This is a genomic window from Methanohalophilus sp. WG1-DM (genome assembly GCF_004104135.1).
GTDB lineage: Archaea > Halobacteriota > Methanosarcinia > Methanosarcinales > Methanosarcinaceae > Methanohalophilus > Methanohalophilus euhalobius.
Window position 1 is genome coordinate 123273 of the sequence record NZ_RRBA01000001.1, and the last position, 25426, is coordinate 148698.

The 25426-nt window shown below is 42.0% G+C and carries 27 protein-coding genes and 2 tRNA genes; 17 read left to right on the forward strand and 12 right to left on the reverse strand.

Annotated elements, in window-relative coordinates:
* The first annotated feature begins 8 nt into the window (after positions 1 to 8).
* From CI957_RS00600 to CI957_RS00610, 3 genes are read left to right on the forward strand one after another with little or no spacing between them, the layout of a single operon-like run.
* Positions 9 to 929, forward strand: coding sequence for a triphosphoribosyl-dephospho-CoA synthase (locus CI957_RS00600; RefSeq protein ID WP_128754007.1), 921 nt, complete (start codon positions 9 to 11; stop codon positions 927 to 929).
* Complete coding sequence (locus tag CI957_RS00605; RefSeq protein ID WP_128754105.1) at positions 929 to 1552, forward strand: DUF447 domain-containing protein; 624 nt, start codon at positions 929 to 931, stop codon at positions 1550 to 1552. The genes CI957_RS00600 and CI957_RS00605 overlap by 1 nt, the downstream gene beginning before the upstream one ends.
* Positions 1524 to 2006: a nucleoside deaminase gene (locus CI957_RS00610; RefSeq protein WP_241645734.1), complete on the forward strand. Its 483-nt coding sequence runs from the start codon at positions 1524 to 1526 to the stop codon at positions 2004 to 2006. Before CI957_RS00605 ends, CI957_RS00610 begins: the two co-directional genes overlap by 29 nt.
* Before the next feature lie 6 nt (positions 2007 to 2012).
* Here CI957_RS00610 and CI957_RS00615 read toward each other — a convergent pair whose 3' ends face one another.
* Positions 2013 to 2879, reverse strand: a complete 867-nt coding sequence (locus tag CI957_RS00615; protein WP_164908985.1) for a tetratricopeptide repeat protein — start codon at positions 2877 to 2879, stop codon at positions 2013 to 2015.
* Between the two features lie 65 nt (positions 2880 to 2944).
* Here CI957_RS00615 and CI957_RS00620 point away from each other — a divergent pair, with 65 nt between their 5' ends.
* The 11 genes from CI957_RS00620 (at position 2945) to CI957_RS00675 (ending at position 12170) form a co-directional block, all read left to right on the forward strand.
* The gene (locus CI957_RS00620; RefSeq protein WP_128754008.1) at positions 2945 to 3424 is read left to right on the forward strand and encodes a DNA-deoxyinosine glycosylase; all 480 of its coding nucleotides are present in this window, start codon (positions 2945 to 2947) and stop codon (positions 3422 to 3424) included.
* Positions 3425 to 3566: 142 nt separating this feature from the next.
* Positions 3567 to 6089: a PAS domain-containing protein gene (locus CI957_RS00625; RefSeq protein ID WP_128754009.1), complete on the forward strand. Its 2523-nt coding sequence runs from the start codon at positions 3567 to 3569 to the stop codon at positions 6087 to 6089.
* A gap of 72 nt (positions 6090 to 6161) precedes the next feature.
* Positions 6162 to 7037, forward strand: a complete 876-nt coding sequence (locus CI957_RS00630; RefSeq protein ID WP_096711512.1) for a hypothetical protein — start codon at positions 6162 to 6164, stop codon at positions 7035 to 7037.
* 214 nt (positions 7038 to 7251) lie between these two features.
* A complete protein-coding gene (rpl7ae, locus tag CI957_RS00635; protein WP_096711624.1) occupies positions 7252 to 7614 on the forward strand; it encodes a 50S ribosomal protein L7Ae in 363 nt (120 codons plus the stop codon).
* Between the two features lie 29 nt (positions 7615 to 7643).
* Positions 7644 to 7859, forward strand: coding sequence for a 30S ribosomal protein S28e (locus tag CI957_RS00640; RefSeq protein ID WP_013037328.1), 216 nt, complete (start codon positions 7644 to 7646; stop codon positions 7857 to 7859).
* A 6-nt stretch (positions 7860 to 7865) separates the two neighbouring features.
* Positions 7866 to 8054: a 50S ribosomal protein L24e gene (locus tag CI957_RS00645; protein WP_072357968.1), complete on the forward strand. Its 189-nt coding sequence runs from the start codon at positions 7866 to 7868 to the stop codon at positions 8052 to 8054.
* 14 nt (positions 8055 to 8068) lie between these two features.
* Positions 8069 to 8518 (forward strand): nucleoside-diphosphate kinase, encoded by a 450-nt coding sequence (gene ndk, locus CI957_RS00650; RefSeq protein ID WP_096711511.1) that lies wholly within the window; start codon positions 8069 to 8071, stop codon positions 8516 to 8518.
* 44 nt (positions 8519 to 8562) lie between these two features.
* On the forward strand, positions 8563 to 10338 hold the full coding sequence (gene infB, locus CI957_RS00655) for a translation initiation factor IF-2 (RefSeq protein WP_096711623.1): 1776 nt from the start codon (positions 8563 to 8565) through the stop codon (positions 10336 to 10338).
* Between the two features lie 28 nt (positions 10339 to 10366).
* Positions 10367 to 10771, forward strand: a complete 405-nt coding sequence (locus tag CI957_RS00660; RefSeq protein WP_128754010.1) for a 30S ribosomal protein S6e — start codon at positions 10367 to 10369, stop codon at positions 10769 to 10771.
* A 676-nt stretch (positions 10772 to 11447) separates the two neighbouring features.
* Positions 11448 to 11840, forward strand: coding sequence for a hypothetical protein (locus tag CI957_RS00670; RefSeq protein ID WP_164908986.1), 393 nt, complete (start codon positions 11448 to 11450; stop codon positions 11838 to 11840).
* A gap of 18 nt (positions 11841 to 11858) precedes the next feature.
* The gene (locus CI957_RS00675; protein ID WP_096711508.1) at positions 11859 to 12170 is read left to right on the forward strand and encodes a transcriptional regulator FilR1 domain-containing protein; all 312 of its coding nucleotides are present in this window, start codon (positions 11859 to 11861) and stop codon (positions 12168 to 12170) included.
* A gap of 7 nt (positions 12171 to 12177) precedes the next feature.
* On the opposite strand, the gene CI957_RS00680 is transcribed toward CI957_RS00675, so the two are convergent.
* From CI957_RS00680 to CI957_RS10790, 5 genes are all read right to left on the reverse strand, one after another.
* Entirely contained in the window at positions 12178 to 12585 is a 408-nt protein-coding gene (locus CI957_RS00680) for a pyridoxamine 5'-phosphate oxidase family protein (RefSeq protein WP_096711507.1), read from the reverse strand.
* A 75-nt stretch (positions 12586 to 12660) separates the two neighbouring features.
* A complete protein-coding gene (pdxT, locus tag CI957_RS00685) occupies positions 12661 to 13260 on the reverse strand; it encodes a pyridoxal 5'-phosphate synthase glutaminase subunit PdxT (protein ID WP_128754106.1) in 600 nt (199 codons plus the stop codon).
* Positions 13261 to 13279: 19 nt separating this feature from the next.
* Positions 13280 to 14176: a pyridoxal 5'-phosphate synthase lyase subunit PdxS gene (pdxS, locus tag CI957_RS00690; RefSeq protein ID WP_096711505.1), complete on the reverse strand. Its 897-nt coding sequence runs from the start codon at positions 14174 to 14176 to the stop codon at positions 13280 to 13282.
* A 217-nt stretch (positions 14177 to 14393) separates the two neighbouring features.
* Positions 14394 to 15326 carry a transposase gene (locus tag CI957_RS00695; RefSeq protein WP_241645739.1) on the reverse strand — a complete coding sequence of 311 codons (933 nt, stop codon included), beginning with the start codon at positions 15324 to 15326 and terminating at the stop codon, positions 14394 to 14396.
* Between the two features lie 12 nt (positions 15327 to 15338).
* Entirely contained in the window at positions 15339 to 15476 is a 138-nt protein-coding gene (locus tag CI957_RS10790; RefSeq protein WP_241645742.1) for a helix-turn-helix domain-containing protein, read from the reverse strand.
* A 53-nt stretch (positions 15477 to 15529) separates the two neighbouring features.
* On the opposite strand from CI957_RS10790, the gene tnpA reads away from it, so the two are divergent.
* Positions 15530 to 15946 (forward strand): IS200/IS605 family transposase, encoded by a 417-nt coding sequence (gene tnpA, locus CI957_RS00700; protein WP_096711504.1) that lies wholly within the window; start codon positions 15530 to 15532, stop codon positions 15944 to 15946.
* A gap of 206 nt (positions 15947 to 16152) precedes the next feature.
* On the opposite strand, the gene gyrA is transcribed toward tnpA, so the two are convergent.
* Entirely contained in the window at positions 16153 to 18627 is a 2475-nt protein-coding gene (gene gyrA / locus CI957_RS00705; protein WP_096711503.1) for a DNA gyrase subunit A, read from the reverse strand.
* An 11-nt stretch (positions 18628 to 18638) separates the two neighbouring features.
* Entirely contained in the window at positions 18639 to 20543 is a 1905-nt protein-coding gene (gyrB, locus tag CI957_RS00710) for a DNA topoisomerase (ATP-hydrolyzing) subunit B (RefSeq protein WP_105460579.1), read from the reverse strand.
* A 254-nt stretch (positions 20544 to 20797) separates the two neighbouring features.
* On the opposite strand from gyrB, the gene aspS reads away from it, so the two are divergent.
* Positions 20798 to 22129 carry an aspartate--tRNA(Asn) ligase gene (aspS, locus tag CI957_RS00715; RefSeq protein ID WP_128754011.1) on the forward strand — a complete coding sequence of 444 codons (1332 nt, stop codon included), beginning with the start codon at positions 20798 to 20800 and terminating at the stop codon, positions 22127 to 22129.
* A gap of 12 nt (positions 22130 to 22141) precedes the next feature.
* On the forward strand, positions 22142 to 22834 hold the full coding sequence (gene rpiA, locus CI957_RS00720; RefSeq protein WP_128754012.1) for a ribose 5-phosphate isomerase A: 693 nt from the start codon (positions 22142 to 22144) through the stop codon (positions 22832 to 22834).
* Here the strand turns inward: rpiA and CI957_RS00725 are convergent, their stop codons facing one another.
* The 4 genes from CI957_RS00725 to CI957_RS00740 all read right to left on the reverse strand — a co-directional run bounded on the left by CI957_RS00725 (position 22835) and on the right by CI957_RS00740 (position 25408).
* The gene (locus CI957_RS00725) at positions 22835 to 24154 is read right to left on the reverse strand and encodes a signal recognition particle protein Srp54 (protein WP_105460582.1); all 1320 of its coding nucleotides are present in this window, start codon (positions 24152 to 24154) and stop codon (positions 22835 to 22837) included.
* A gap of 86 nt (positions 24155 to 24240) precedes the next feature.
* Complete coding sequence (locus CI957_RS00730) at positions 24241 to 25092, reverse strand: DMT family transporter (RefSeq protein WP_096711498.1); 852 nt, start codon at positions 25090 to 25092, stop codon at positions 24241 to 24243.
* A gap of 104 nt (positions 25093 to 25196) precedes the next feature.
* A tRNA-Met gene (locus CI957_RS00735) sits at positions 25197 to 25271 on the reverse strand.
* A 62-nt stretch (positions 25272 to 25333) separates the two neighbouring features.
* Positions 25334 to 25408, reverse strand: a tRNA-Met gene (locus CI957_RS00740).
* Between the last annotated feature and the right edge of the window lie 18 nt (positions 25409 to 25426).

Below are 25426 nucleotides of genomic sequence, written 5' to 3' on the forward strand. Positions count from 1 at the left end.
GTGGGGATATGAATTCCTGTTACAAGATACAGCCCTCCGAAGTTGCCCGCAGTGCCCAACTTGCAATGATATTGGAGGTATCGGCATCACCAAAACCCGGAAATATTGACAGGACGCATGATTATGTCGATACCTGTTATGAACATTTCCTCGCATCTGCAACCGGTGTTTATCCAGTAATTGAAAGGGCTGCTTCTGGAAAAGAAAAGATAGGGCAATTGCTCAAAGAAGCCGTGCTTGAAAGCAATAAATGGCAAAAAGGAGGAAACACACATTTTGGTGCGTTCTTACTCCTTCTTCCCCTGGCAAAAGCTGCAGGTCAGCTGAGTCAGGAAAATGAAACGTTTGATATGAAAAAAATGGTTGAGAGGGCTCACTGGATAGTTAAACATACAGATGTAGAGGACTCGATTAATTTCTATCAGGCTTTTGGAAAAGCACATGTCTGCGTACAGGATGTAGAAGATCTTGATCTCAACGATTCGGATTCCATCACAATCTTAAGGAAAAATCAAACCAGCCTTTTCGAATTGATGGAAATATCCGAAAACTACGACATGATAGCTAAAGAGTGGACCCATGGTTTTGAACTGTGCTGCCGGTGCAGCGAACAGATCACTGACTTTATGGAAGAAAAAGGGATTTGTACAGACATAAATTGCTCCATTGTTTACACTTTCCTCAAGTTATTGTCGAAAAATCCCGATACATTCATACAAACCAAGTTCAACCGGGAAACTGCAGTCGAGGTTTCAGAAAAGGCAACCGCTATTGTCACACAGATAGAAGCATCCGGGTATGAAGCAACCCTTCCTTCAATAATTGAACTTGATGAAGAGTTACTCAAAAAGAAAATAAATCCCGGTTCAACTGCAGATATAGTTATAGGCGGGCTTTTCCTTTCAATCATGGGAGGCATGCGGTTTTGATGGAAATCTCAGAACTTGACAAATACGGTATATGCGATGGAATTTCCGAGATCATATTGACATCCGGAATAGAAAATCCCAACGCTGCTCCAATTGGTCTGATTCGCAAAGATAACAGGATTTTCATAAGACTTTATAAAGGTTCTACAACTTATGAAAATGTGAAACAGGATAAAAATTTTGCCGCCAATGTGACCTGTGACCCTTTACTTTTTGTAAAATCGACTTTTTCGAATCTCAAAAATGAGGATTTCAAATACTATCCCCTGAATTCAACAAAAATACCACTGCTAAAAAATTCAGCCAGCAGTGTTATTTTCATATGCGGTGAAATAAAACATACAGAACAGGCCATGACAGCAGAAATCATCCCAATGGATGCGGTAGCCAATGATTATAGACCAAAGGCCATCAACCGGGGCCTTACAGCAGTTATTGAGGCAGCAGTGCATGCTACTCGTTATGAATTAACAGGAGATAATAAGTTTCTCGACTTGATTGACCAGTGCATGGAAACTACCTACAAATGTGGAGGACAGAGGGAAAAAGATGCCGCTGACATTCTCTTATATGAAATTGATGAAATTAAGAAACATGTATCCGGGGGCAAAGACACTGAATAATTTCATGGAAATTGCCATTGAGCAAGCCCGAATGGGCATGAAACACAATCTGGGAGGGCCCTTTGGAGCTGTAATTGTAAAAGATAAAACTGTAATCTCCAGAGCACATAACAGAGTACTTGATTTTAATGATCCGACGGCTCATGCTGAAATAATGGCAATCAGGATAGCCTCATCAAATCTGGAAACATTTGACCTGTCTGGCTGCGAAATATATACCACCTCTTATCCATGCCCTATGTGTATGTCAGCTCTGTACTGGGCACGCATCAAAACGCTTTATTATGGGACAACAACAGCCGAGGTAGAAAAAATCGGATTTGACGACGGACAGATATACAGGGCTCTCTGTAAAGGTACTGATACAGAAATGAATGTGGAAAAGCTGGACAGCAAAATATGCCAACAATTGCTGTCCGAATGGGAAGAAAAAGAAGACAAGTATATGTACTGAAGATCCTTACTCTTTATCTTCAGCAGGACTGGCAGGTTTTATGTGATCTTTTGCCTGAGAGTTTTCAGGATCAAGTTCCAATAACTTTGCAAAGGCCTTGTCGGCCCTATCATTGTTTCCAATTTTCAGGTAAGTATTTGCAAGACCCTGCCATATTTGGGGAGATTCTGGCTCTATATCAATGGCTTCTGTAAATGCTTCTATAGCCTCTTCAAATCGTTCCAATTTGAACAAAGTATTACCTTTCCCATATAAAATACCTGCAGCATCTTTTTTAAGTTTGGGTTTGGGATTTATGTTCAAAAATGAATATTGTGGAAATGCAAAATCCTTAACATCTGAATGTTGTGCCGCTCTATCATAGCATTTGAGAGCTTCTGTAAATTCATCATTCTGATAAAGAAGAGTGGCTTTACAATACCAGGCGTCTGAGAAAGCAGGATCCAGGTCCAGACATTTCGAAAAGGATTCAATCGCTTTTTGATGCTGTCCTATCGATTGCATTACAAATCCATGTCCAAACCATTTACCGGCATCTTGCGGATCTTCTTCAAGAAAACTATCAATTACTTCAAGAGCCTCTTCATGCCTTCCCATCCTGTAAAGGACAAAACAACGGCTATAAAGAACATTCTGGCATTTTTTTCTCAAAGTGTTCAGGTCATCTTCCATATCATCTTCAAGCTCACTTAATTTATTTTCCAGTTCACCCCATATAGCGGCCGCCTCATTGTATTTTTCCAACGCCTCTTCATAATTGCCCATTTCAAAAAGTACATATCCATTCCCATAGATTTCCTCACCGCGTCTATAGAGAGTCGTGAATTGTTTTTTCCGGGAAACTTTATCGTACCATTTTTTCAGAAAACTCATGGCAATAGAATAAGCCTTCTCTGTATCATATATCTTTTGTAATATAAGGCACATCAAATTTGTAGATGGCAAAAAAAGGACTTGAGCCGATAATTCATCAGGACACCGAAATCTTAATTATGGGATCCCTGCCAGGAGAAGAATCCCTCAGACAACAAAAATATTATGCCAATAAAGGAAATGATTTCTGGAAGCTCACAGGTGATGCTATCGGAGAGGAACTTGACAATAAGGAATATCCAGAAAAATTAAGAATTCTAAAAGAACATAAAATAGGCCTCTGGGATGTTTTCAGGCAAGCAGAAAGAAAGGGAAGTGGTGATTCTGAAATCAGGTATGAGGTTATCAATGATTTTTCCCTGCTTGAAGTGATAGCACCTAACATACGTAAAATCCTTTTCAATGGAAAAACAAGAGCCGGGAAATACGAATATTTATTACAGGAAAAGGGATACGATACAGCAGTATTGCCTTCATCCAGTGGCGCCAACAGACAAAACAGAATTGAAAGAGAAAAAATATGGAAACAGCAATTGCAACGCTGATTCGATACAGTATATTATATAAGTGTTCAGATACCAATTTAAATAAGTAAGATCAATCAGCAGAAGTGATACCATCGCAACTCCCAACCATCCATCCCCGAAAAGTGACAGTTCTTTTTCTGCAGGTATTGACACACCAACCATGAAAAGCGTACTTGAAGATATTGTCAATGCAAGCCCTGTTATTGTTTTTGTATGGAAGGAAGAGGACAGGTGGCCTGTGGAGTTCGTCTCGAAAAATATTTCTCTTTTTGGCTATACTCCCAATGATTTTATTTCGGGCACCTTAAGGTATAGTGACATAATCCATCCGGACGACCTTGAAATGGTAACTGAAGAGGTGGAAAAACATCTGGAAAGCGGAGATGAAAAATTTAATCTTACCTATCGTGTCCTCACCGGGAAAAAAGATGTACGCTGGGTCGAAGAACGTACCATGATTCATCATAATCCGGATAACACCTACTATGAAGGAATTATCATGGATATTACTTCCAGGAAGATGGAAGAAAAAAAGATCATTGATGGTGCCCTGGAGATGAAAAAAGCCCTCGAGACAGTAATCAATGCAAGCCCTGTAATTGTTTTCCTGTGGAGAGCAGAAGATGATTGGCCCGTGGAATTTGTCTCGGAAAACATTACACAATTCGGATATGAAGTTGAAGAATTCACATCAGACAAACTGGTGTACGGTGATATCGTTCACCCTGATGATATAGAGAAAGTGCGCCAGGGGATGGCCCGATGTGTCGCAGAGGGTAACAGAGAGTTCACCAAAGAATATCGTATCCTGACAAAAGATGGAAATGTACGCTGGGTGGATGAACGCACAAAAATCCAGCAAAATGATACAGGTGATGTGACATATCTGCAGGGTATAATTGTTGATATAACAGAAAGAAAGAATGTGGAAAATGCTCTCTATCTTGAAGAAAAACGTCATGAAGCTCTTTTAAAACTATATGCCATGTCTGATTCTTCAATTCAGGAAATAATGGATTATGCGCGTGAACAGGCAGTCTCACTAACTGAAAGCAAGATTGGCTTTCTGGCATTCCTGGATGAAACGGAAACAAACTATGCGGTTATTTCCTGGTCAAACGGCAAACAGAGTTCCGATAAGGCTCCGGCAGAGAGCTACAGTATCTGGGATGAAGCACTTTACCATCGCACTCCCATAATGAACAATGAATATTTAACTGATAAAGATACTGATCCTAAATTAATCCAGAGAAATCTGAGCGTCCCCATTTTTGAAGGCGGTAGAATTGCAGGTATTGTGGGTGTTGCCAATAAGGGACAGGATTATACATCTACAGATGTGAGGCAGTTAAAATTACTCATGCAGGGTATGTGGAACATAATCCAGCAAAAACTGGCTGATGAGGAATTATACCAGTATATGGAAGATTTGAAAAAATCAAGTGAAATAAAATCAGTCCTTTCTGATGTCATTAAGAACAGCCCTGCAGTCGTATTTATATGGTGGGCCGAAGAAGACTGGCCTGTTGAATTCGTCTCCGAGAATGTAACACAGTTCGGTTACACTGTGGATGATTTCCTTTCGGGTAAACTGGTCTACGCTGACATAGTACACCCTTATGACCTGAAAAGGGTCCAGAACGAACTCGCAAAAAGAATCGATGCGGGACAGACTGATTTCAATCAGGAATACAGGATAATGACGAAATTTGGAGATGTCAGGTGGATAGATGAAAGGACTTTTATCAAATATGATGAAAATGGAACAGTAACGTATCTGCAAGGTATCATTGTAGACATCACAGAAAGAAAGCATTCCGATGATTTCATGCACCTGCAGTATGATCTTGACAGTGTTCTCAGCTCTGCCACATCAAATGGCGAGATCTTCAACAGGCTACTGGATCTTGCACTGAAAATCACACCCCTTGATTCAGGAGCCCTGTACCTTGTTGACGATAAAACAGGAGACCTGAACCTGGTAGCTCATCACGGGCTGTCTGAGCAGTTTGTGAATAGTACCTCCCACTATGAAAGGAATTCAGTACATACACGCCTTGTTATGAGCGGACAGGCGGTGTATAAACATCATTCCGAACTCAGCGCAATCACCACAGGCAAGAACCTCCGGTATGAAGGCTTGCATGGAACTGCAATAATTCCGATTCGATACCACAACGAGATAATAGCTGCTCTCTATCTGTCCTCACATTCTGAATATGAAATCCCCGATAAATCCAGACATGATCTCGAAACGATAGCAAAACAAATCGGGAAAGTCCTATCAAATATGCACAAAGAAGCATCCGCCCAAAAGGAGATCAGTGATTTGCAGATATTGATTGACAATGTAAAAGAAGGTATCACTGTAACCGATAAAAAGGGAGCATTGCTTTATACAAATAAGATACTTGAGAAGTGGATACGATACTCTGCAGATGAGCTTAAAAAGATGGACATTACAGATATATATCCGCTGAGATACAGGCATGTCCTGGATTCCGTAAACAAGCCAATAAACCAAAACAGGCCTTATAGTGAAGATATCAGGTTATATTCCAGCACAGGAAGAGAAATTCCCTGCAGAGTAACTTTTAAGAATATAAAATGGAACGAAAAGGATTGCATACTTGGAATCTACGAACATATCAATACATCAGCAACCTCCATTCATGATACATAAAGTCCGAAGATATTTATATATTAGAAGGACTATCGTAGTTAAATTCAACAGGGATGACTGCGGAGTGAATTCATGAGTCCTAGAAAAAAAGATGAAAAAAAATATACAAAATATGTAGGTATATTCCTTGCAGTAATAATGGTCGGGTCAATCGGCATGTTCTTTTTCAGCGGCGGGTCAACCAACAACAACAATGAACAATCTGAAAATGTTCAGGTATCTGGTTTTGAGAGTGTGCCGGGTGAACATATAGGGATAAAATTAAACTCCATTCAGGATGGTCTGCAGGTAACTCCAGATAATGTTACTACAGCCAGATACATGAACATCGCCTACCTGAACGGTACGCCACTGCAATATCTTATAGGTAATACATCCGTTTACAATAATTTCTACGGGTCAAATGTAACCAAACTGTATTCAGCAGGATATGATAATTCTTCATGGATAGAAATGCATGAGATCGACCCAAAGGTTGTGGCATTCCAGTACTATACTGCTCCTGAAACATATAAGGGATACCAGCCCCTTTCCAGAGGACAGGGTATCTACAACGTCATAGGAACTCCCATGCTATTGGGAGAACAACAAAGTGTTGAAGACACAATAGATGTAATTGAAGGAGATGCAAAATCCGCCCATAAATTCAATGAAATATTCCAATTCGCAAGTACAGATGCCCCTATACAGCAAGTTGTCGATCTGGAAAATGAATTCGCAGACCAGTATTATGTTGAATGGGCTATTGAAGATGGCAGCAGTTTCAGAAGAACTGCCCTGTATGCCGATCCCACTGAAAACACAATGACCAACCTGACAATAAGGGCATCCAACACAAGCCAGAGAGGCCTAAATTACAACATTACAGATTACGGAAATATTACCAAGGTGGACATCACTGCCAATGCATCTAATTTCTATGCACTGGCTATGGAACCCATCCAGTAATTTTCCTTTTACTTTTTTAAATCGATACCAGAAGTTTTATAATCGATAGGCATCTTCAAGAAGTGCAATCGAGTTGTCGCAAGTTATATATGTACCAGTGGCGATTCATACCAAATACTCCAACGAATGTAAACAGTATGGTAGAATTGACCATTGTTTGCATCTATACAATGAATAATGACAAACCGCGGTGTAAACCGTGATTTCGAAGGAGATAGAAATTATGGCAAAATTTGATGTTCCAGATGAACTAATAGATAAAGCTCTTGAAGCAGTAGAAGTTGCCAGAGATACTGGCAAGGTAAAAAAAGGAGCTAACGAAGCTACAAAGGCTGTAGAAAGAGGTATTGCAAAACTGGCAGTCATTGCAGACGATGTTGAACCTGCAGAAGTAGTAGCTCACATTGGCCCCCTTTGTGAAGAAAAGAATGCACCTTACATCTACGTGAAACAGCAGAAAGAACTTGGAGCTGCCTGCGGAATAGGCGTTGGCTGTGCTGCAGTAGTAATTACAGATGCAGGTAAGGGCGCAGAGACCATCGAGGACCTGGCCGAAAAAGTCAGTGCCCTCAAATAAACTTACCCATAAAAAAGGAGTAATTCTCCATGGCAGATGAAAACTTAGGATATGCCGCGGAGGTCATAGATGTCATCGGCAATACCGGCATGCATGGCGAAGCAAGCCAGATCCAGTGCAGGGTACTGGATGGCCGGGACAAGGGCAGGATCATCACCCGTAACTGTATGGGCCCTGTTCGTATCGGCGATGTGCTGATGCTGATGGAGACTTCCAGAGAGGCAAAGAAACTTACAACAAGGTGATGCGCAATGGAAACCAAGAAATGCTCTTTCTGCGGAACTAAACTGGAACCTGGAACTGGTATCCTTTTTGCAAAGAAGGACGGTTCTACCTACAATTTCTGCTCCTCTAAATGCAGGAACAATTACAAGATGGGTAGACTTCCAAGGCGTACTATCTGGACCGAAACGGGCAGAACCTACATGAAAAAAGCCTGATGAGGAATTAATCAATGGAACGCACATATGTTATGATCAAACCAGATGGTGTCCAGAGAGGACTTATTGGAGAGATCATAGGAAGAATCGAAAGGAGAGGTCTCAAGATAAGTGCAATGCGCATGAATGTTATCGATGAGAATGATGCAAAGGAACATTACAGCGAACACTGTGAAAAACCATTTTTCGGTTCACTTATATCCTATGTGACTTCCGCTCCTTCAGTTTCAATGATTGTTGAAGGTAAGGATGCAATAAAATCCATGAGGACAATAAATGGCGCCACCAATCCATCCGAAGCAATGCCCGGTACAATCAGGGGCGATTTTGCTCTTGAAACCGGTAGAAATGTGGTACATGCATCCGATTCAGTAGAATCAGCTGAAAGAGAAATCAGCATCCATTTCAAGGATGATGAGACAAACGAATATTGTCGTATAGACGAAGAATGGCTCTATGAGTGAGTACCCTTTTGCTCACTCCCCTGTTTCTTAAGGAAGGGATGCATATTACCGATAACGAAAATCTCAGGACACCCATTGTATGCGTTATGGGACATGTGGATCACGGTAAGACCACACTGTTAGACAGGATACGCGGTAGTTCTGTGGCTGCAGGAGAAGCCGGTGCGATCACCCAGCATATCGGTGCAACGGAAGTGACGATCGATTCCATAATAGAACATAGTGGTGCTTCCGGGATGAAGAACAATTTCATAGTACCCGGTCTTTTATTCATAGATACACCGGGACACCATGCATTCACATCCCTGCGTAGCAGAGGAGGAGCACTTGCAGATCTGGCAGTGGTAATTGTAGACATTAATGAGGGCTTCATGCCCCAGACAAAAGAAAGTCTGCAAATACTCAAGCGGTTCAAAACTCCCTTTGTGGTTGTTGCAAATAAGATCGACAGGATACATGGTTGGCAACCACATGAAAGCGCGAGTTTTCTGGAAACTTACAACAAACAAAGTGAACGTGTAAGAGCCGATCTTGATAACAAGTTCTATGAAATTGTCGGGGAACTATATAACAGTGGTTTTAATTCCGAACGCTATGACCGTGTATCTGATTTCCAGAGAAATATAGGAATAATACCTATAAGCGCGGTTACCGGCGAAGGTATACCTGACCTGCTTATGGTATTACTGGGGCTGGCCCAAAAATTCCTCGAATCTAATCTTCATTATAACGCAAGTGGACCTGGTGAAGGAACAATACTTGAAGTAAAGGAAGAAAAGGGATTGGGAACTACCATCGATATTATTCTCTATGATGGAACCCTCAAAAAAGGGGATACTATTGTAGTCGGAAGTCTTGGGGAGCCTATTCAGACCAAAGTGAGGGCTTTGCTAAAACCCAATCCAATGGGAGAAATATCCGCCGAGGAAAAGTTCCAGAATGTGGAATCAGTTACGGCTGCTATTGGTGTAAAGATATCTGCGCCAAATCTTGATGGTGCCCTGTCAGGAGCCACTGTAAGAGCGGCCAACCCGGAAAACCTTGATACGATTGTCAAAGAGGTTCAAGAGGAACTTGACGAGGTACAGATTAGTACGGGCACCACAGGTGTGACTCTTAAAGCAGATACAATCGGATCACTGGAAGCGCTTGTTAATGAACTCCAGAAGGAGGATATACCCATCAGAAAAGCCGAAGTAGGAGACATATCCCAGAGGGATATTATCGAGGTTTCGGCTATCGAAGATCCTTTTAATGCGGTTCTTATTGGCTTTAATGTAAAGATGTTACCTGATGCAAAAGAAAAAGCAAAGGGTGGCGATCTTAAAATATTCCAGAATGATGTTATTTACAGGCTTATTGATGATTACAAAGACTGGGTCAAAGAAAAGAAGGAGAAATCCGAACAAACAATATCCCAGCTCATAGTAAAACCTGCAAGATTCCTGCTTCTTCCAGACTGCACGTTCAGACAAAGCAAACCTGCTGTTGTTGGTGTCAGAATCACAGGCGGAAAGGTCAAAACTAACATCGGTGTTACAGATAACAGTGGCAGAGTTGTAGGCACAATTAAAGGACTCCAATTAGAAGGAGAAAACATCAAGGAAGCCAGTGCAGGGATGGAAGTTGCAATGGCGATTGATGGACCAACAATAGGTCGCCAGATCAAAGAAGGTGATGTACTTTATTCAAATATTCCCGAAAAGCATGCAAAGGTGCTTGAAACGGAGATACTTGACTCACTTTCGGCAGATGAGATGGAAACCCTCGATGCTTTCCTTGAAATCAAACGCAGGGATAATCCGTTCTGGGCCAAGTAATAATATTAATTGATGTTGGAGGTAAATAATGGTAGATTTCAAAATTGTCGTATCAGATCCAAAAGCCAAAGCATACCAGTTCGATGTGAGTGGTGCCGAGGCAAATAAGTTCATAGGAAAAGCAATAGGCGAAACTGTAGAAGGAACAGTAGTCGGTCTTCCCGGTTACACCATCCAGATTACCGGCGGAAGTGACAGAAGTGGTTTTGTCATGCGCAAGAACGTACCCGGTCCCAAAAGGCAGAGGTTACTCGTAGCCGAGGGTGTCGGATATAAGCCAAAAGACAAGGGAATGCGTCGCCGTAAATTCCTCAGAGGAAGAGAAATAGCTCCGGATATTGTCCAGATCAACACAAAAATTGTTGGATACGGAGACAAAACCATCGAAGAAATTCTCGGTGGCGGTGAAGAGGGAGAGACTTCCGAAGAGTAAATCTCCCGCCCTTTTTTATTTCAATTGATATTTCACCCCTGAATATTCCTTGTTGGCTACACATTATTATATCTTCAATTGCATTTAATACAATAGTTATTTATAAAAATTAATTATATTGTATATATAGAGAATTGAGGATAGATGTGACATGGACATCCGAAATCCAAATGTGAAACAACTTTTCTCTTATGAGAAAAAAGCCAGCATACTTGAATTATTTTACAGGGTCATTTATTCCATTCTTATAAGAATTGTACTCTATATACGGGATATTTACAGGAATCTGTCTTGTCTTTCAATGGTTCGTAATCCTTATGCAGGAAGGAAAATCGAGAGACTAAACCGTATCATAAAGGGCTTGAGTACTACACTCATGTCATAGGATATCTTTTCCTCACAACTGATGTCAGGCCTTCCATAAAACCGCCTTCAATAACAATATTTGAAAAGAAGCTGTACTATGACAGGGATACAGTAGAGATACTAAAATGATGCTTACTCAAAAGTATAAATAGATATAATCTAATTGACATATATAAAATATATAAAAGAAGTCGATGTGTAGACAGATTTTGTACCAATTAAAAGCAAAGCAGGAAGAATAGATATGAGGCGCTCACTTATTGACATTACATGTTTTTCCGAAAAACGTAAGCGCCTTCTTCTCCTGCTTATGGAAGGCAAGAAGGATATTGATGAAATAAAAGAGATTCTTGATGAAACTTCGCCTTCAATTCTTCCCCAAATAAAAATATTGAAAGAAAATGGCCTCATAGTTCAGGAAAATAGTACGTATTCATTAACCAGAATTGGCATATTGCTGGTGCACATGCTCCAGGAGGTCTTTAAAACATTTGATGTACTTGAACATCATTTCGATTATTTAAATGAACATGATTTAACTCCTATTCCAAAAGAATTATTGCACCGTATCGGAGAATTAAATAATAGTGAATATATCGTACCTTCACTTACTGATGCATTCGATCCTTTCGCAAAAATAAAACCACTTACAAAAGCGTCTATCTGGATTAAAGCTTTTATTGCAGTCTATCATCCGGCATAGCCTCCGTGTGCCTCTGAAATGGCCTCAAAAGGAGCAAACTTATCGTTGATAATGACAGAACCGATATTTGAAAAAATGAAAAATGATTATCCTGAAGCAACCCGGATACTCAAAAATTCAGACAATTCCCGGATATTGATCTACAAAGGAGAAGTTAAGCCCTCCTTAATTATTGCTTCTGACCAATATTTCCTTTTATCCCTTATGTTGAATAACTGTCGTTATGACAACAGTTACCTTATGGGTACAGAAAAAGAAGCCATCGAATGGGCAACCAAGCTCTATGAATGGTATGAAAAAAATTCAGAGTTAGTCCCAAAAAAGGACTAACATCATTTCAGAGCAACTTCTTTCCAGCTTCAGGGCCACTTTTACACTCAAAGACATCGGTAATTTTCATGACAATCAGGGCTTTGGCAGGATATTTCTCTCCTTTTTCCTTTGCCATGGCATATGCAGCGTCGTAATCATCACCTTCAGTCTTAATTTCTACATCACCTTTTATCTGGAAACAGCCTTTTGAGCCTTCACCCCATACATAAAGTGATGCTTTAGGATTTTCTTCAAGGTTATTGCGGGTTTTCAAAAAATAATTGTCCACAATCCAGATAGTTGCATCATCCACAAGTTTGCACATACCAATTGGAATTACATTTGGTATACCGTCTTTTGAGGCGGTGGCAAAGGGAAGTGGCCTGCTGACATTGGCAATTGATTCTTTCATGTCTTCTGTGAGTTTTACCATGTTTAGATCTCCTTGTTAGATAACAAAATAGTAAGGTAGAGGTATATTACATTTATGATTCTTTAATTTCTGACTTCAGGTAACCGAAATCATATCCAGGAAATAATGATGCAACCGTAGATCAGGCGTCAGTTCGGGGTGGAAAGCCAGAGCAAGTACATTGTTTTGTCTTGCTGCTACAATTCTCCCATTAATTGTTGACAATACATCAACCTCCGGGCCCGCATCCATGATTGCAGGGGCCCGGATAAAAATTGCTGTATAGGGAGAATCCAGGAATGGAAGATCTAAATTAATTTCAAAGGACTCCCGCTGCCTTCCGAAAGCATTCCGATTCACTTTTACATCCATCAGACCGAGAAGATGCTGATGGGTCTTATGCACCTGTTCGTCCCCGCGGGTTGCAACAAGGATCAAGCCGGCGCAGGTGCCAAGTACAGGAATGCCGTTCTTTGCAGCATTCTGAATTTCACCTGCAATTCCTTCTCTTTCAATCAGACGGCCCAATGTTGTACTTTCCCCTCCGGGTAATATGACCGCATCACATCGGGGCACAATGCCTTCATGACGGATTTCCAGCACTTCACCTTCAATGTCCCTCTCACAAAGGGCACGTTCTACGGCATCAATATGTTCGGAAACATCACCTTGTATGGCGATTATACCGATACGCATCAATTTCACCGTTGATAATTTACCAGCCACGTGTCTGCAAAGTTTCTTCAGGGAGTATAGTGTCAGCACTCATGCCCTTCATTCCTGAACCGATTCCCCTGGAAATTTCTGCCAGTTTTTTGGGGTTATCATAATTATTAACTGCTTCAACAACTGCTTTAGCCATCATTTCAGGATTTTCAGCTTTGAAAATTCCAGAACCTACAAATACACCATCTGCACCCAGTCTCATCATTAGGGCAGCATCTGCTGGAGTGGCAACACCACCTGCTGCAAAGTTTACCACAGGCAAACGCTGTAAGTCTGCAGACTCAAGAACAAGTTCTATGGGTGCTTCGATGTCACGGGCAACCTTGATGAGTTCTTCTTTGTCCTTGCCGGCAAGTTCACGTACTTCCCCCATGATCTTTTTCATGTGGCGCACAGCCTCACGGACATCCCCGGTACCTGCTTCACCTTTGGTACGTATCATTGCCGCACCTTCATTGATACGCCTCAGGGCTTCACCAAGGTTTCTTGCACCACATACAAAAGGAACAGTAAAACCAGTTTTATCAATATGATACATTTCGTCTGCAGGAGTCAGGACTTCAGACTCATCGACCATATCAGCTCCCAGGGATTCAAGGATTTCAGCTTCCACAAAATGACCGATCCTGGCCTTTGCCATTACAGGAATTGTTACAGTATCAATAATCTGCGCAACGATTTCCGGATCTGCCATCCTGGCCACTCCACCGGCCTTACGGATATCAGCCGGAACTGCCTGCAGGGCCATTACAGCCACAGCCCCTGCTTCTTCGGCGATTCTAGCCTGCTCGGGGTTGGTTACATCCATAATTACCCCGCCTTTCTGCATTCTGGCAAAACCTCTTTTAATGAGTTCAGTACCGTGCCTTAAGTTTTCAAGTTCCATCTCATAAGCCTTCTTTTTTTTAATCGGATATAGGGTCAATAGTAAGTATATTTACATAAAAAGATTTGGTCGCAGCATCCTTCTGCAAAATTATATTGAAATGTCTCACGTGCCCTATATTCTTTTTGGGTAATTCAATAGCTTGCGTGAACTACCGCCCTATGAATAGGGTGGCTTCCTGCTTCATTATTGAACCTATTAGTTCAATTCCACAGGCTTAAACTGTAGTTCCTACAGCACGATTCAGAATATTAATTGCAGCATTATGGTCGCGGTCAATAATTAATCCACAATGGGGGCAATTATGTGTCCTCGTTGCTAATGATTTTTTAACGTTTTGACCACAATTGCTGCAGATTTGAGATGTATTACATGGGTTAACTAATTTTACAAACTTACCAGCTTCTTCCGCTTTGTATTTTGTAAACTGAATTAGATTACTCCATGATGCATCATGTATAGATTTTGAAAGTCTTGAATTTTTTACCATATCCTTTATATTCAAATCTTCAAAAACTATACAATCGTAAACATTAATCAATTCTCTACTTAACTTATGGTTAAAATCATTTCTTTGGTTACGTATTTTTCGATGCAATTTGTTTACTTTATCGCATTGCTTTTTCCAGTTATTAGAAAACTTCTTTTTTCTACTAAGTTCATGTTGTTGCTTTTTTAATTTTATTTCTGTATTGCAATAATATTTTGGAGAATTAACTTGTGCACCGTCACTTAACGTTACAATGGAATTAAGTCCCACATCAATTCCAATGAAGGCAATAGGTTCTACAGGTTTTACATTGTTTTTAATTACAACAGAAAATGTTGCATACCATTGTTTTCCATCTCTACGAATGGTACAAGTTTTAATTTTACCTTCAATTTCCCGATGTTGAACTATCCTAATTTCTCCAATTTTCGATAATTTCAATTTCTTTCCAGAAATACTAAAACCAGATTGAGGATAAGTAAAACTGTTATATCTATTTTTACCTTTGAAACGTGGATAGCCTACTTTTGTCTCTCCTTTCTTACATCGTCTAAAGAAACTATCAAAGGATTTTCCTAATCTCCTGATTACATCCTGCTTGACTTGTGAATGTACTTCTGTATCAAATTTAAGGTATTGAACCTGATACAATTGTTCCATTGTAGATATTCCCTAATTACATCTTTCGTATGCATTTCTACGGTCTGCAAGAAATTCATTATAGATACATCTACAAACATCAAGAGTTTTATTCAATTTGATTTCTTGTTGTTTTGTAGGATATAACCTAAACTTATATGATTTTTGCATTAAATACCTATAGGTAAGGAATGATTAAATACTTTTCGAACCTATAGGTAAATATGCCTTATTCAAGTTCTGCTGTATATGAAATTAATTATCATATTGTATGGTGTACGAAATATCGAAAACAGGTTATGAATGATGAATTAAAGCAATTTCTTGATGACCAGATAAGAACAATTGCTGAATCTAAAGAATGGGAAATACTTGAACTGGAAGTTATGCCTGAATATATCCATCTTTTCATAACTGCACCTCCATTCATAGCACCTACAGATATTGTCAAAATTATGAAAGGCGTTACTACAAAAAGAATATTTCAAAAATTCCCTGAACTGCGAAAAAAAGAATTTTTGGGAAAGCATTTGTGGTCTCCAAGTTACTACATAGGAACACACGGTCAAGTATCTGCTGAAACGATTCAGAAATACATAGATGGTAACAACAATAGAGGGTGTAATTTATCCACCGTTTGAAAACGGTGGTATTCTTACTCTATCATGATAAAAGAGGAACAAGCGAAATTCATATTCGCAACGGATACTCTCCTGACAGGCACCTGGACAGTTGTGGACCCGATTTTCGTTGCAACCCCTTGCAGTAAGTTATATGACAAAACCCCACATCTACACAACATCTGAAAAAATGCTACGGGAAATAAGTGTAACCTTAAAGGCTACACTTACTCCTCTTTTTTAATTCTGGCCAAACTAACCAATTTATCCTTCTCCCTGATATTCATAATTTTTACACCCTTTGTATTACGTCCCTGCACCCTAATATCTGTCACAGGGATACGTATCACAATGCCGGCAGAGCTTGTAAGGATGATCTCATCATCATCTTCCACTGTTTTTACAGTGACCACGGGACCATTGCGCATATCAGTGAAAATGGTTATCACTCCCTGCCCTCCACGACGAAGGGTGCGGTACTCATCAAATGGCGTGCGTTTGCCAAAACCATTCTCTGTAACAGTCAGCAGGGTAGCATCAGAATCTACAACATCCAGGCTTACAATAACATCCGCACCTGTCAGTTTCATACCCCTCACACCACGTGCCGTCCTGCCCATCACACGCACATCTTCTTCAGAGATACGGAGGGCTTTACCATGCCTTGAAGCCAGCATTATATCCTGATTTCCGTCGGTCTGGAGAACATTTACAAGTTCATCCCCCTCTTTCAGGGAAATCGCAATAATACCGGCACGGCGTGGATTACTGAAATCCGAAAGACTGCAACGTTTTACGGTCCCATCACGTGTACCCATGAAAAGGTAGCGATCCTTTTCAAAATCATGTACCGGGATCATGGCATTTACTGATTCACCTTCAGCAAGTTCAAGTAGGTTAACAATAGCCTTCCCTCTGGACTGGCGACTTCCCCTGGGAATATCATAGACTTTTTGCCAGTAAACCTTACCGTGATTTGTGAAAAAGAGGATGTAATCATGGGTAGAAGCCACAAAGATGCTTCCCACAGTGTCATCTTCCTTTGTTTCCATACCTCTCACACCACGACCGCCCCGATGCTGCATATTATATGTCTGGAGAGGAATATTCTTGATATAACCACTCTGGGTAGAGGTTACAACCACTTCTTCCTCGGGTATGAGGTCTTCATCCGCAAGTTCTTCACGGCTACCCTGAATAAGGGTTCTGCGCTCATCACCATATTTATCTTTCAACTCCAGAACTTCATCCTTAATAATCGCATATTTACGCTCATCATTTGCAAGGATGTCCTTAAGATCGGCAATCATATCGATTAGACCATTATACTCTTCATCGATCTTTTCCCTCTCCAATCCAGTCAGCCGCTGCAGCCTCATATCCAGAATGGCTTTAGCCTGGGTTTCATCCAGATTAAAATTACTTATAAGCCCTTCTCTTGCCTCCTCTGTGGTGGCTGAGCCTCTTATCAATTTGATAACTTCATCAATGTTATCCAGGGCTATTTTAAGCCCCTGGAGAATATGTGCTCTTTCCTCGGCTTTTCTTAGATCAAAAGCTGTACGTCGAGTGATAACATCTATACGATGTTTGAGATATATCTGGATCAGTTCCCTGAGATTAAGAACGCGGGGCACCCCGTCAACCAGAGCCAGGTTTATGATACCAAATGTGGTTTCAAGCTGGGTCTGTTTGTAGAGCTGGTTGAGCAGGACTTTGGGATTGGCTCCTTTCTTAAGTTCAATAACCACCCGCAGACCTTCCCTGCCGGATTCATCTCTCAAATCCGAAATACCCTCAATTTTTTTATCCCTTACAAGATTGGCGATGGATTCCACAAGACGTGCCTTGTTTACCTGATAAGGAAGTTCGTATACCACAATGCGGTATTTATCATTCTTCATCTCCTCTATCTCGGTCACAGCACGCAGATGGATAGGGGAGCGTCCTGTCTCATAGGCACTCTTGATCCCACTGGTACCCATTATGATACCACCAGTAGGGAAATCCGGTCCTTTCACGATCTTTAGAAGTTCTGAAAGTTCAGTGTCAGGGTCATCAATCAATTTGACAGTAGCATCCACTACTTCCCGGAGATTATGGGGGGCCATGTTGGTAGCCATCCCCACAGCAATACCGGTGGAGCCGTTCAAAAGCAGGTTGGGCAACTTTGAAGGCAGGACTTCAGGTTCCTCCAGGGAACCATCATAGTTAGGCTTGAAATCAACAGTTCCCTTCTTGATATCCTCAAGCATTTCAGTTGTTATCTTATCCATGCGGACTTCTGTGTAACGCATTGCTGCAGCAGAATCACCATCAACAGACCCAAAGTTACCCTGGCCGTCTATTAACGGATAACGCAGGGAAAAGTCCTGGACCATACGCACCAGACTGTCATACACAGCAGTATCGCCGTGCGGATGGAACTTACCCAATACATCACCCACTACACGGGCAGATTTCTTGTATGCCTTATCATGGGTTATCCCGGCTTCATTCATCGAATGAAGAATACGACGATGAACCGGCTTCAAACCATCACGGGCGTCAGGCAGGGCCCTTCCCACAATAACACTCATCGAGTAATCAATATAAGAACGCTTCATTTCATCCTGGATAAGCACCGGAACTACACGTCCACCTTCCCCGTCATGCTGTTCGATACTTTTATCGAGAGGATTTATATCATTATCGTCTGCCATTTTCTACCACCTCATATATCCAGGTTGATAACATCCTTTGCATGCTCCTGTATGAATTTACGTCTGGGAGCAACTTCATCTCCCATCAGAATGGAAAACATCCCATCAGCTGCGACCGCATCCTCCATTGTTACCTGCAAAATAGTGCGTGTCTGAGGATTCATGGTTGTCTCCCACAGTTGATCGGGATTCATTTCACCAAGACCCTTGTAGCGCTGTATACTTACACCCTTTTCGCCAATCTCTTCGATTATTTTGTCCTTTTCCCTCTCTGTATAGGCAAATCGTTGATTTTTACCTTTCTTGATACTGTAGAGAGGTGGTTGTGCGATGTATACATACCCAGCATCTATCAAAGGAGTCATGTAGCGGAAAAAGAAAGTTAGCATAAGGGTGCGTATATGTGCGCCATCCACATCGGCATCAGTCATGATGACTACTTTGTGATAGCGAGCCTTTGAGAGGTCATACTCATCCCCTATACCCGTTCCCATTGCAGTGATCAGGGAAAGGATCTCATTATTCTTCAATATCCGGGACAAACGGGATTTTTCTACATTCAATATTTTGCCCCTAAACGGAAGAATTGCCTGGAAGCGTCTCTCACGCCCCATCTTTGCCGAACCACCTGCAGAATCACCTTCCACAAGGTAAATTTCAGATACCGACGGGTCTTTTTCAGAGCAGTCCGCAAGTTTGCCGGGAAGAGTGCTGACTTCCAGGGCACTTTTACGCCGCGTTAATTCCCTTGCCTTTTTGGCCGCTTCCCTAGCTCTGCGTGCATCCATTGCTTTTTGCAGGATAGCAGAAGCAATCTTGGGGTTTTCTTCCATGAATTCCGAGAGACCCTCAGAAACCATGGATTCCACAATACCCTTAAGTTCACTGTTTCCAAGTTTTGTCTTTGTCTGCCCCTCAAATTGAGGGTCCATCAATTTAACACTGATGATTCCTGCCAGACCTTCCCGGATATCATCACCGCTGAGTTTGATGTCTCCTTTGGCAATGTTGTTGCGTTTGGCATAATCATTGGCAACCCTGGTCAGGGCTGACTTGAAACCTGCCAGATGAGTACCCCCCTCGTGGGTATTGATATTATTTGCAAAGGAATAGACATATTCACCATAACTGTCTGTATACTGCATGGCGATTTCAACCCGGGTATCTTCCTTTTCCCTCTCAAAATATATAGGTTGTTCATGCAGTACATTGCGGCTCTTGTTCAAATATTCAACAAAAGAGACGATACCGCCATCATACTCAAAAACTTCCTGCAGGGGCTCATCTGATCTCTTATCGGTTATTACAATTTTAATTCCACGATTTAAGAATGCAAGTTCTCTTAACCTTGTGGCCAGGGTTTCAAAATTGAAATCTACTGTTTCAAAAATGTCGGTATCCGGTTTGAAAGTTATCGATGTACCGGTACTTTCAGTATCCCCTTTCTCGATAACATCATCAAGAGGTTTTCCTCTTACGTAACGCTGATAGAAAATTTTGCCATTCCTGTGAACTTCAACATCGTTCCATTCAGAAAGAGCGTTTACAACAGAGACACCTACTCCATGAAGACCACCTGATACCTTGTAGGAACTCTTATCGAATTTACCCCCTGCATGCAGAATGGTCATTACAACTTCAAGTGCCGATTTTTTGTATTGGGAATGTATATCCGTGGGAATTCCCCTGCCGTCATCCCTGACCGTAACCGAGCCATCCCTGTTTATAGAAACGTCAATTGAGGTACAATAGCCTGCAAGGGCCTCATCTATACTGTTATCCACTACTTCATAAACAAGATGGTGTAAACCCCGCCCATCAATGCTTCCGATATACATGCTCGGTCGCTTGCGTACGGCTTCCAGTCCTTCCAACACCTGAATATGGGTCGCATCATAGACATCTCTGTCACTCATTGCGTTCTGTCTCCATGAATCCATTTAAATAATAAATGCAAAAAAATAAACAAAAAGAGAACACAAAAACTGTAGCTAGCGTCTCCTATTGAGTTTTGCTCCTCCTATGTGTTCATTTATTAAATAGTTAAGTATAATCTGTTACGGGACCCTTTAACTAATGGTTAGATATATTTACAGGAATGTTTTTTAAGAGGAAAACCGATAATGACCAGAAATCATATTCACAATATCAATAAAATCAAGGTGAACAAATGTCATTGGCAAATTTAAGGACGCATTATACGACACAAATCGATCCCGGTAAAATCGGAGACGATAAGGTTGCTCTTGCAGGTTGGGTACATGAGGTACGTGATCTTGGAGGAATCTGTTTTGTTGTATTAAGGGACAGACAGGGAAGAGCCCAGGTTACTCTTGTAAAGAAGAAAATTGACAGGGAACTGTTTAATTTCGCCAGAAAACTTATCCGGGAATCAGTTATCTCTGTCAGGGGCATTATTAAGCCCGAAGAAAAAGCTCCTAATGGTTATGAATTGATACCTGATGAGATTGAACTGCTCAATGAAGCAGAATCTCCCCTGCCCCTGGACACCACAGGAAAAGTGGATGCTGAACTCGACACAAGACTGGATTCACGTTTCATAGACCTGAGAAGAAGCAGAACAAATGCCATATTCAGGATAAGACATGAGGTTCTGCATGCTGTCAGGAATTATCTTGCAAAGGAAGGATTTCTGGAAACATCAAGTCCAAAGGTAGTGGCCACAGCAACCGAAGGAGGTACTGCCCTTTTCCCGATTACTTATTTCGACAGGGAGGCTTTCCTCAACCAGAGCCCCCAGCTTTTCAAGCAGATCCTGATGTCCGGTGGAATGGACAGGGTATTTGAGATCGGACCGATCTTCCGTGCAGAGGAACACGACACCCGTCGCCATCTGAACGAAGCTACATCTATTGATATAGAAGCGAGTTTTGTCGACCACTTCGATGTAATGGAAATCCTCGAAAACATGGTGGAATATGTTTACACCCGGGTAATAGAGAACGTACCCGATGCTCTTGAAGTACTGGGAATTGAACTCAAAGTCCCGAAAACCCCATTCCTCAAACTGACATATCAGGAAGCGATAGAGATTGTCAATTCCCATGGTGAAGAGGATTTGAAATGGGGAGACGACCTGTCCACCCTTTCCGAACATACCATCGGAGAACATGTATTTCAGGAAACCGGGGAAGAACACTATTTCATCATAGACTGGCCTACCGAAATAAAACCATTCTATGCCATGCCCTACGAGGAAAAACCTGAATTCTCCAAGTCCTTTGACATGATGCACAGGACCATGGAACTCTCCTCCGGTGCACAGCGCATACACTTTCCGGAAATGCTCAAAAACAGGATAGCAGATCAGGGACTTGATCCAGAAGGCTTTGATTTCTATCTCCGTGCTTTCAGTTACGGAATGCCTCCCCACTCCGGCTGGGGTTTGGGTTGTGAAAGATTTGTGATGACCATGCTTGGCGTGGAGAACATCCGCGATGTCGTACTGTTTCCCAGAGACCGCAGGCGTCTTTCCCCATAAGAAGGCAGGATAATGACAGATAGAAATGCAAAAAGTCATCATCTTGGTAAGGAGGCCGCCGGCAGGGCCGCAGCAGAACTTGTGAAGGACGGAAATATCGTGGGGCTGGGTACCGGCTCCACAACTGCCTATGCAATAAAAGCCCTCGGAGAAAAGGTCAAAAAGGGACTGGATATAAGGGCAGTTGTTACATCCTACCAGTCGGAAATGCTGGCGATACAGGCAGGCATACCCCTGACAAGCCTGGCTGAAAATCCGGTCCTTGATATTGCAATTGACGGTGCCGATGAAGTCGATTCAGATCTCAATGTGGTAAAGGGAGGCGGAGGTGCTCACTTTCGGGAAAAAGTAGTATCCCTTTCTGCCAACAAATTCATTGTAGTTGTGGACGACTCAAAGATAAGTGAAACAATATCAATGGCTATTCCACTGGAAGTCCTGCCTTGTGCCCGTGAACTTGTACAGCAACAGGTTGCTCAAATGGGCGGAGAAGCCAGTATACGTCCTGCATCCAGAAAGGATGGGCCTGTTATATCTGATAATGGTAATTTCATTATGGATGCTGCTTTCGGAGAGATCCCAAATCCACAGGAATTTGCAGATAAACTGACAAATGTTGTCGGAATCGTAGAACACGGAATATTTACCAATACCGATAGGGTGTATATTGGTTACAAAGACGGAAAAATAGAACTGAGGGAATGATTACATTCCCATTTTTTTCATCATTTTCTTCATATTAAATTTGCCTCCACGCATACCTTTCATGGCGTTTTGCATCTGTTTATGATATTTCAGCAGCTCACGAACGGTTTCCGGAGTGGAACCAGCACCTATGGATATCCTTTTAATGCGGGAACTTCCTATTATACGTGGATTTGTCATTTCTTCTTCTGTCATTGAATCCATGAGGGTTTTGTATTGTGCCATTTTCTGCCCTGTAACTTCATAAGCATCATCGGAAACTTTCATCCCCATGCCGCCCAGTGGCAACATTTGCATGATCTGCTTCATGGGGCCCATCTTGTTCATGGCTTCAAGCTGTTTGTACATGTCCTTGAGGGTAAATTTTCCCTTCATCATGGATTCAACATCGAGTTCATCTTCTGAGAGGGTTTCTTCGGCCTTTTCCATCAGGGACCTGAGGTCTCCCATCCCGAGCAGGCGGGAAATGAACCTGTCCGCCTCGAATCTTTCCAGGTCTTCTGGTGTTTCACCAACACCAATGAAGGCTATCGAGGAATCGGTTGCGGCAACAGCAGACATAGCACCGCCACCTTTGGCGGTACCATCAAGTTTTGATATCACAACACCGGAAATCCCAACTGAGTCGTTGAATGCTTTTGCCTGTTCGCTTGCCTGTTGGCCGATACCGGCATCAAGTACAAGCAATTTGTAATCAGGATTGGAAATTGCGTGGATTCTCTCCATCTCATCTATAAGATCGTTTTCAAGAGAGTGGCGACCTGCCGTATCAATGATCTTCACATCATACTTGTCTATTTCAGCAAGGCCCCGTTCAACTATACCCACAGCATCAGGATTGCCTTCTTCACCATAGAACGGCACATTCAGGGATTCACAAAGGGTTTTAAGCTGCTGGTAAGCCCCGGGCCTGAAAGTATCAGCACAGACCACAGCAGGTTTGAGCCCTTTACGCTGGAAATAGCGGGCAAGTTTGGATGTGGTTGTAGTCTTACCACTACCCTGCAATCCAATCATCATTATTTTTTGGGGTTTTAGCGGGATATCGGTACCTTCACCCACAATTTTCATTAGTTCCTCATAAACGATGCGTATCACATGTTCCCGGGGATTCATACCCTGGGGAACATCCTCATCAAGAGCTCGCTCCTTTATGCTCTTGGAAAGCTGCATCACCATCTTGACATTAACATCGGATTGAAGAAGTGCCCTCTGGATATCCTTTACAACATCGTTTACCGTCCGCTCATCAATGCGTCCGGCACCCACGAGTTTTTTAAGGGCATCCTGCAGGGAATTACTGAGTTTGTCCATTACCATAATAGGGATCGTCCTTTTTTAATTTCTGCTTCAATAATACTCGATTGTTTTATATAATTATTTTGTGACAAATGGTCAGTACCCTATCAAACAGATAGCAAAATAACTGAAAACAAAGCCATCAATACGCCCATCCATTGTCTGGACGATAGATATTCACCAAGCACTATCCAGGAAAGCAGGACTGTGCCTGCCGGGTAAAGAGCAGATGTGATCGTGGCAATATCCAGCCTTCCTACTTGACTTGCTGCTGTGAAAAAGATACTGCCTGCAGTGTCACCAATACCTGCGATAAGAATAGGCAGAGCCGCTTTTCTAGCCGGTATGCATAGATGGCCTTTTGAGAGTAGAAACAATAGTAATATTGTTGCACCTTCAATTTTAGCGACTGCCAGTGTCCAGAAGATTGAGACTCCACTGAAATTGCTTATCGAGATATAAGCCAATCCAAATCCCAGTCCTGCAAGAAAAGGGAGTTTGAGAGCATCTGTATTGATTTTAGCCAGACTGCTGCTGCTTGAGACCAACCACACACCCACAAGAGCAATACTAAATCCCAAAATTTTATGGAATGCAGGTAACCCTTCTGTAAAAAGGCTATAAATAACAGGAACAAGAACGGCAACAACCGCTGAAACAGGTGCTACAAGTCCCATTTTCCCCGATGAAAGGCCTTTGTAGAGGGAAAGGATTCCTACATTCCCAAATATCCCTGCCAGAAGGGCCCATAAATAATCAATTTCTAGAGGAAAGGGTTCCGAGGTTATATGGCCTGTAGTAACAAGTAAGAAGAAACCTATGAACTGGGTTATCATAACAACTATGTAAACACTGGTCTTTCTGGTTGCAATACCGCCACTGAAGTCTCCCGTACCCCAGGACATAGCAGCTGCAAGACCAAAAACTACGACTAGCAATTCAGCAGGAAATGGAAACATATTCCCTAGAATGAGTCTGGACCCTTAAATTTGACGATATTAAACAAACTGGCAATGCTCTTTAAAGTTGAAATGAAAGGTGATATGATCAAAAGAAGAGTGTATAGCGGGGGATGGATTCGAACCATCGGTCTACGGGTTATGAGCCCGTCGGGATCTCCTGGCTACCCCACCCCGCTACGGGTGGATACTTCAACAACACAATACAGCAAAAATCAGCCGTCTCCAATTAAGAGATGTATAGCGGGGGATGGATTCGAACCATCGGTCTACGGGTTATGAGCCCGTCGGGATCTCCTGGCTACCCCACCCCGCTACGGGTGGCTTATATTGC

Coding starts and splice junctions, on each gene's coding strand:
- CI957_RS00600 (WP_128754007.1), top strand. CDS start 9: ATGAATTCCTGTTACAAGATACAGCCCTCCGAAGTTGCCCGCAGTGCC.
- CI957_RS00605 (WP_128754105.1), top strand. CDS start 929: ATGGAAATCTCAGAACTTGACAAATACGGTATATGCGATGGAATTTCC.
- CI957_RS00610 (WP_241645734.1), top strand. CDS start 1,524: ATGTATCCGGGGGCAAAGACACTGAATAATTTCATGGAAATTGCCATT.
- CI957_RS00615 (WP_164908985.1), bottom strand. CDS start 2,879: ATGAGTTTTCTGAAAAAATGGTACGATAAAGTTTCCCGGAAAAAACAA.
- CI957_RS00620 (WP_128754008.1), top strand. CDS start 2,945: ATGGCAAAAAAAGGACTTGAGCCGATAATTCATCAGGACACCGAAATC.
- CI957_RS00625 (WP_128754009.1), top strand. CDS start 3,567: ATGAAAAGCGTACTTGAAGATATTGTCAATGCAAGCCCTGTTATTGTT.
- CI957_RS00630 (WP_096711512.1), top strand. CDS start 6,162: ATGAGTCCTAGAAAAAAAGATGAAAAAAAATATACAAAATATGTAGGT.
- CI957_RS00640 (WP_013037328.1), top strand. CDS start 7,644: ATGGCAGATGAAAACTTAGGATATGCCGCGGAGGTCATAGATGTCATC.
- CI957_RS00645 (WP_072357968.1), top strand. CDS start 7,866: ATGGAAACCAAGAAATGCTCTTTCTGCGGAACTAAACTGGAACCTGGA.
- ndk (WP_096711511.1), top strand. CDS start 8,069: ATGGAACGCACATATGTTATGATCAAACCAGATGGTGTCCAGAGAGGA.
- CI957_RS00660 (WP_128754010.1), top strand. CDS start 10,367: ATGGTAGATTTCAAAATTGTCGTATCAGATCCAAAAGCCAAAGCATAC.
- CI957_RS00670 (WP_164908986.1), top strand. CDS start 11,448: ATGGAAGGCAAGAAGGATATTGATGAAATAAAAGAGATTCTTGATGAA.
- CI957_RS00675 (WP_096711508.1), top strand. CDS start 11,859: ATGGCCTCAAAAGGAGCAAACTTATCGTTGATAATGACAGAACCGATA.
- CI957_RS00680 (WP_096711507.1), bottom strand. CDS start 12,585: ATGGTAAAACTCACAGAAGACATGAAAGAATCAATTGCCAATGTCAGC.
- pdxT (WP_128754106.1), bottom strand. CDS start 13,260: ATGCGTATCGGTATAATCGCCATACAAGGTGATGTTTCCGAACATATT.
- pdxS (WP_096711505.1), bottom strand. CDS start 14,176: ATGGAACTTGAAAACTTAAGGCACGGTACTGAACTCATTAAAAGAGGT.
- CI957_RS00695 (WP_241645739.1), bottom strand. CDS start 15,326: ATGGAACAATTGTATCAGGTTCAATACCTTAAATTTGATACAGAAGTA.
- CI957_RS10790 (WP_241645742.1), bottom strand. CDS start 15,476: ATGCAAAAATCATATAAGTTTAGGTTATATCCTACAAAACAACAAGAA.
- tnpA (WP_096711504.1), top strand. CDS start 15,530: ATGCCTTATTCAAGTTCTGCTGTATATGAAATTAATTATCATATTGTA.
- gyrA (WP_096711503.1), bottom strand. CDS start 18,627: ATGGCAGACGATAATGATATAAATCCTCTCGATAAAAGTATCGAACAG.
- gyrB (WP_105460579.1), bottom strand. CDS start 20,543: ATGAGTGACAGAGATGTCTATGATGCGACCCATATTCAGGTGTTGGAA.
- aspS (WP_128754011.1), top strand. CDS start 20,798: ATGTCATTGGCAAATTTAAGGACGCATTATACGACACAAATCGATCCC.
- rpiA (WP_128754012.1), top strand. CDS start 22,142: ATGACAGATAGAAATGCAAAAAGTCATCATCTTGGTAAGGAGGCCGCC.
- CI957_RS00725 (WP_105460582.1), bottom strand. CDS start 24,154: ATGGTAATGGACAAACTCAGTAATTCCCTGCAGGATGCCCTTAAAAAA.
- CI957_RS00730 (WP_096711498.1), bottom strand. CDS start 25,092: ATGTTTCCATTTCCTGCTGAATTGCTAGTCGTAGTTTTTGGTCTTGCA.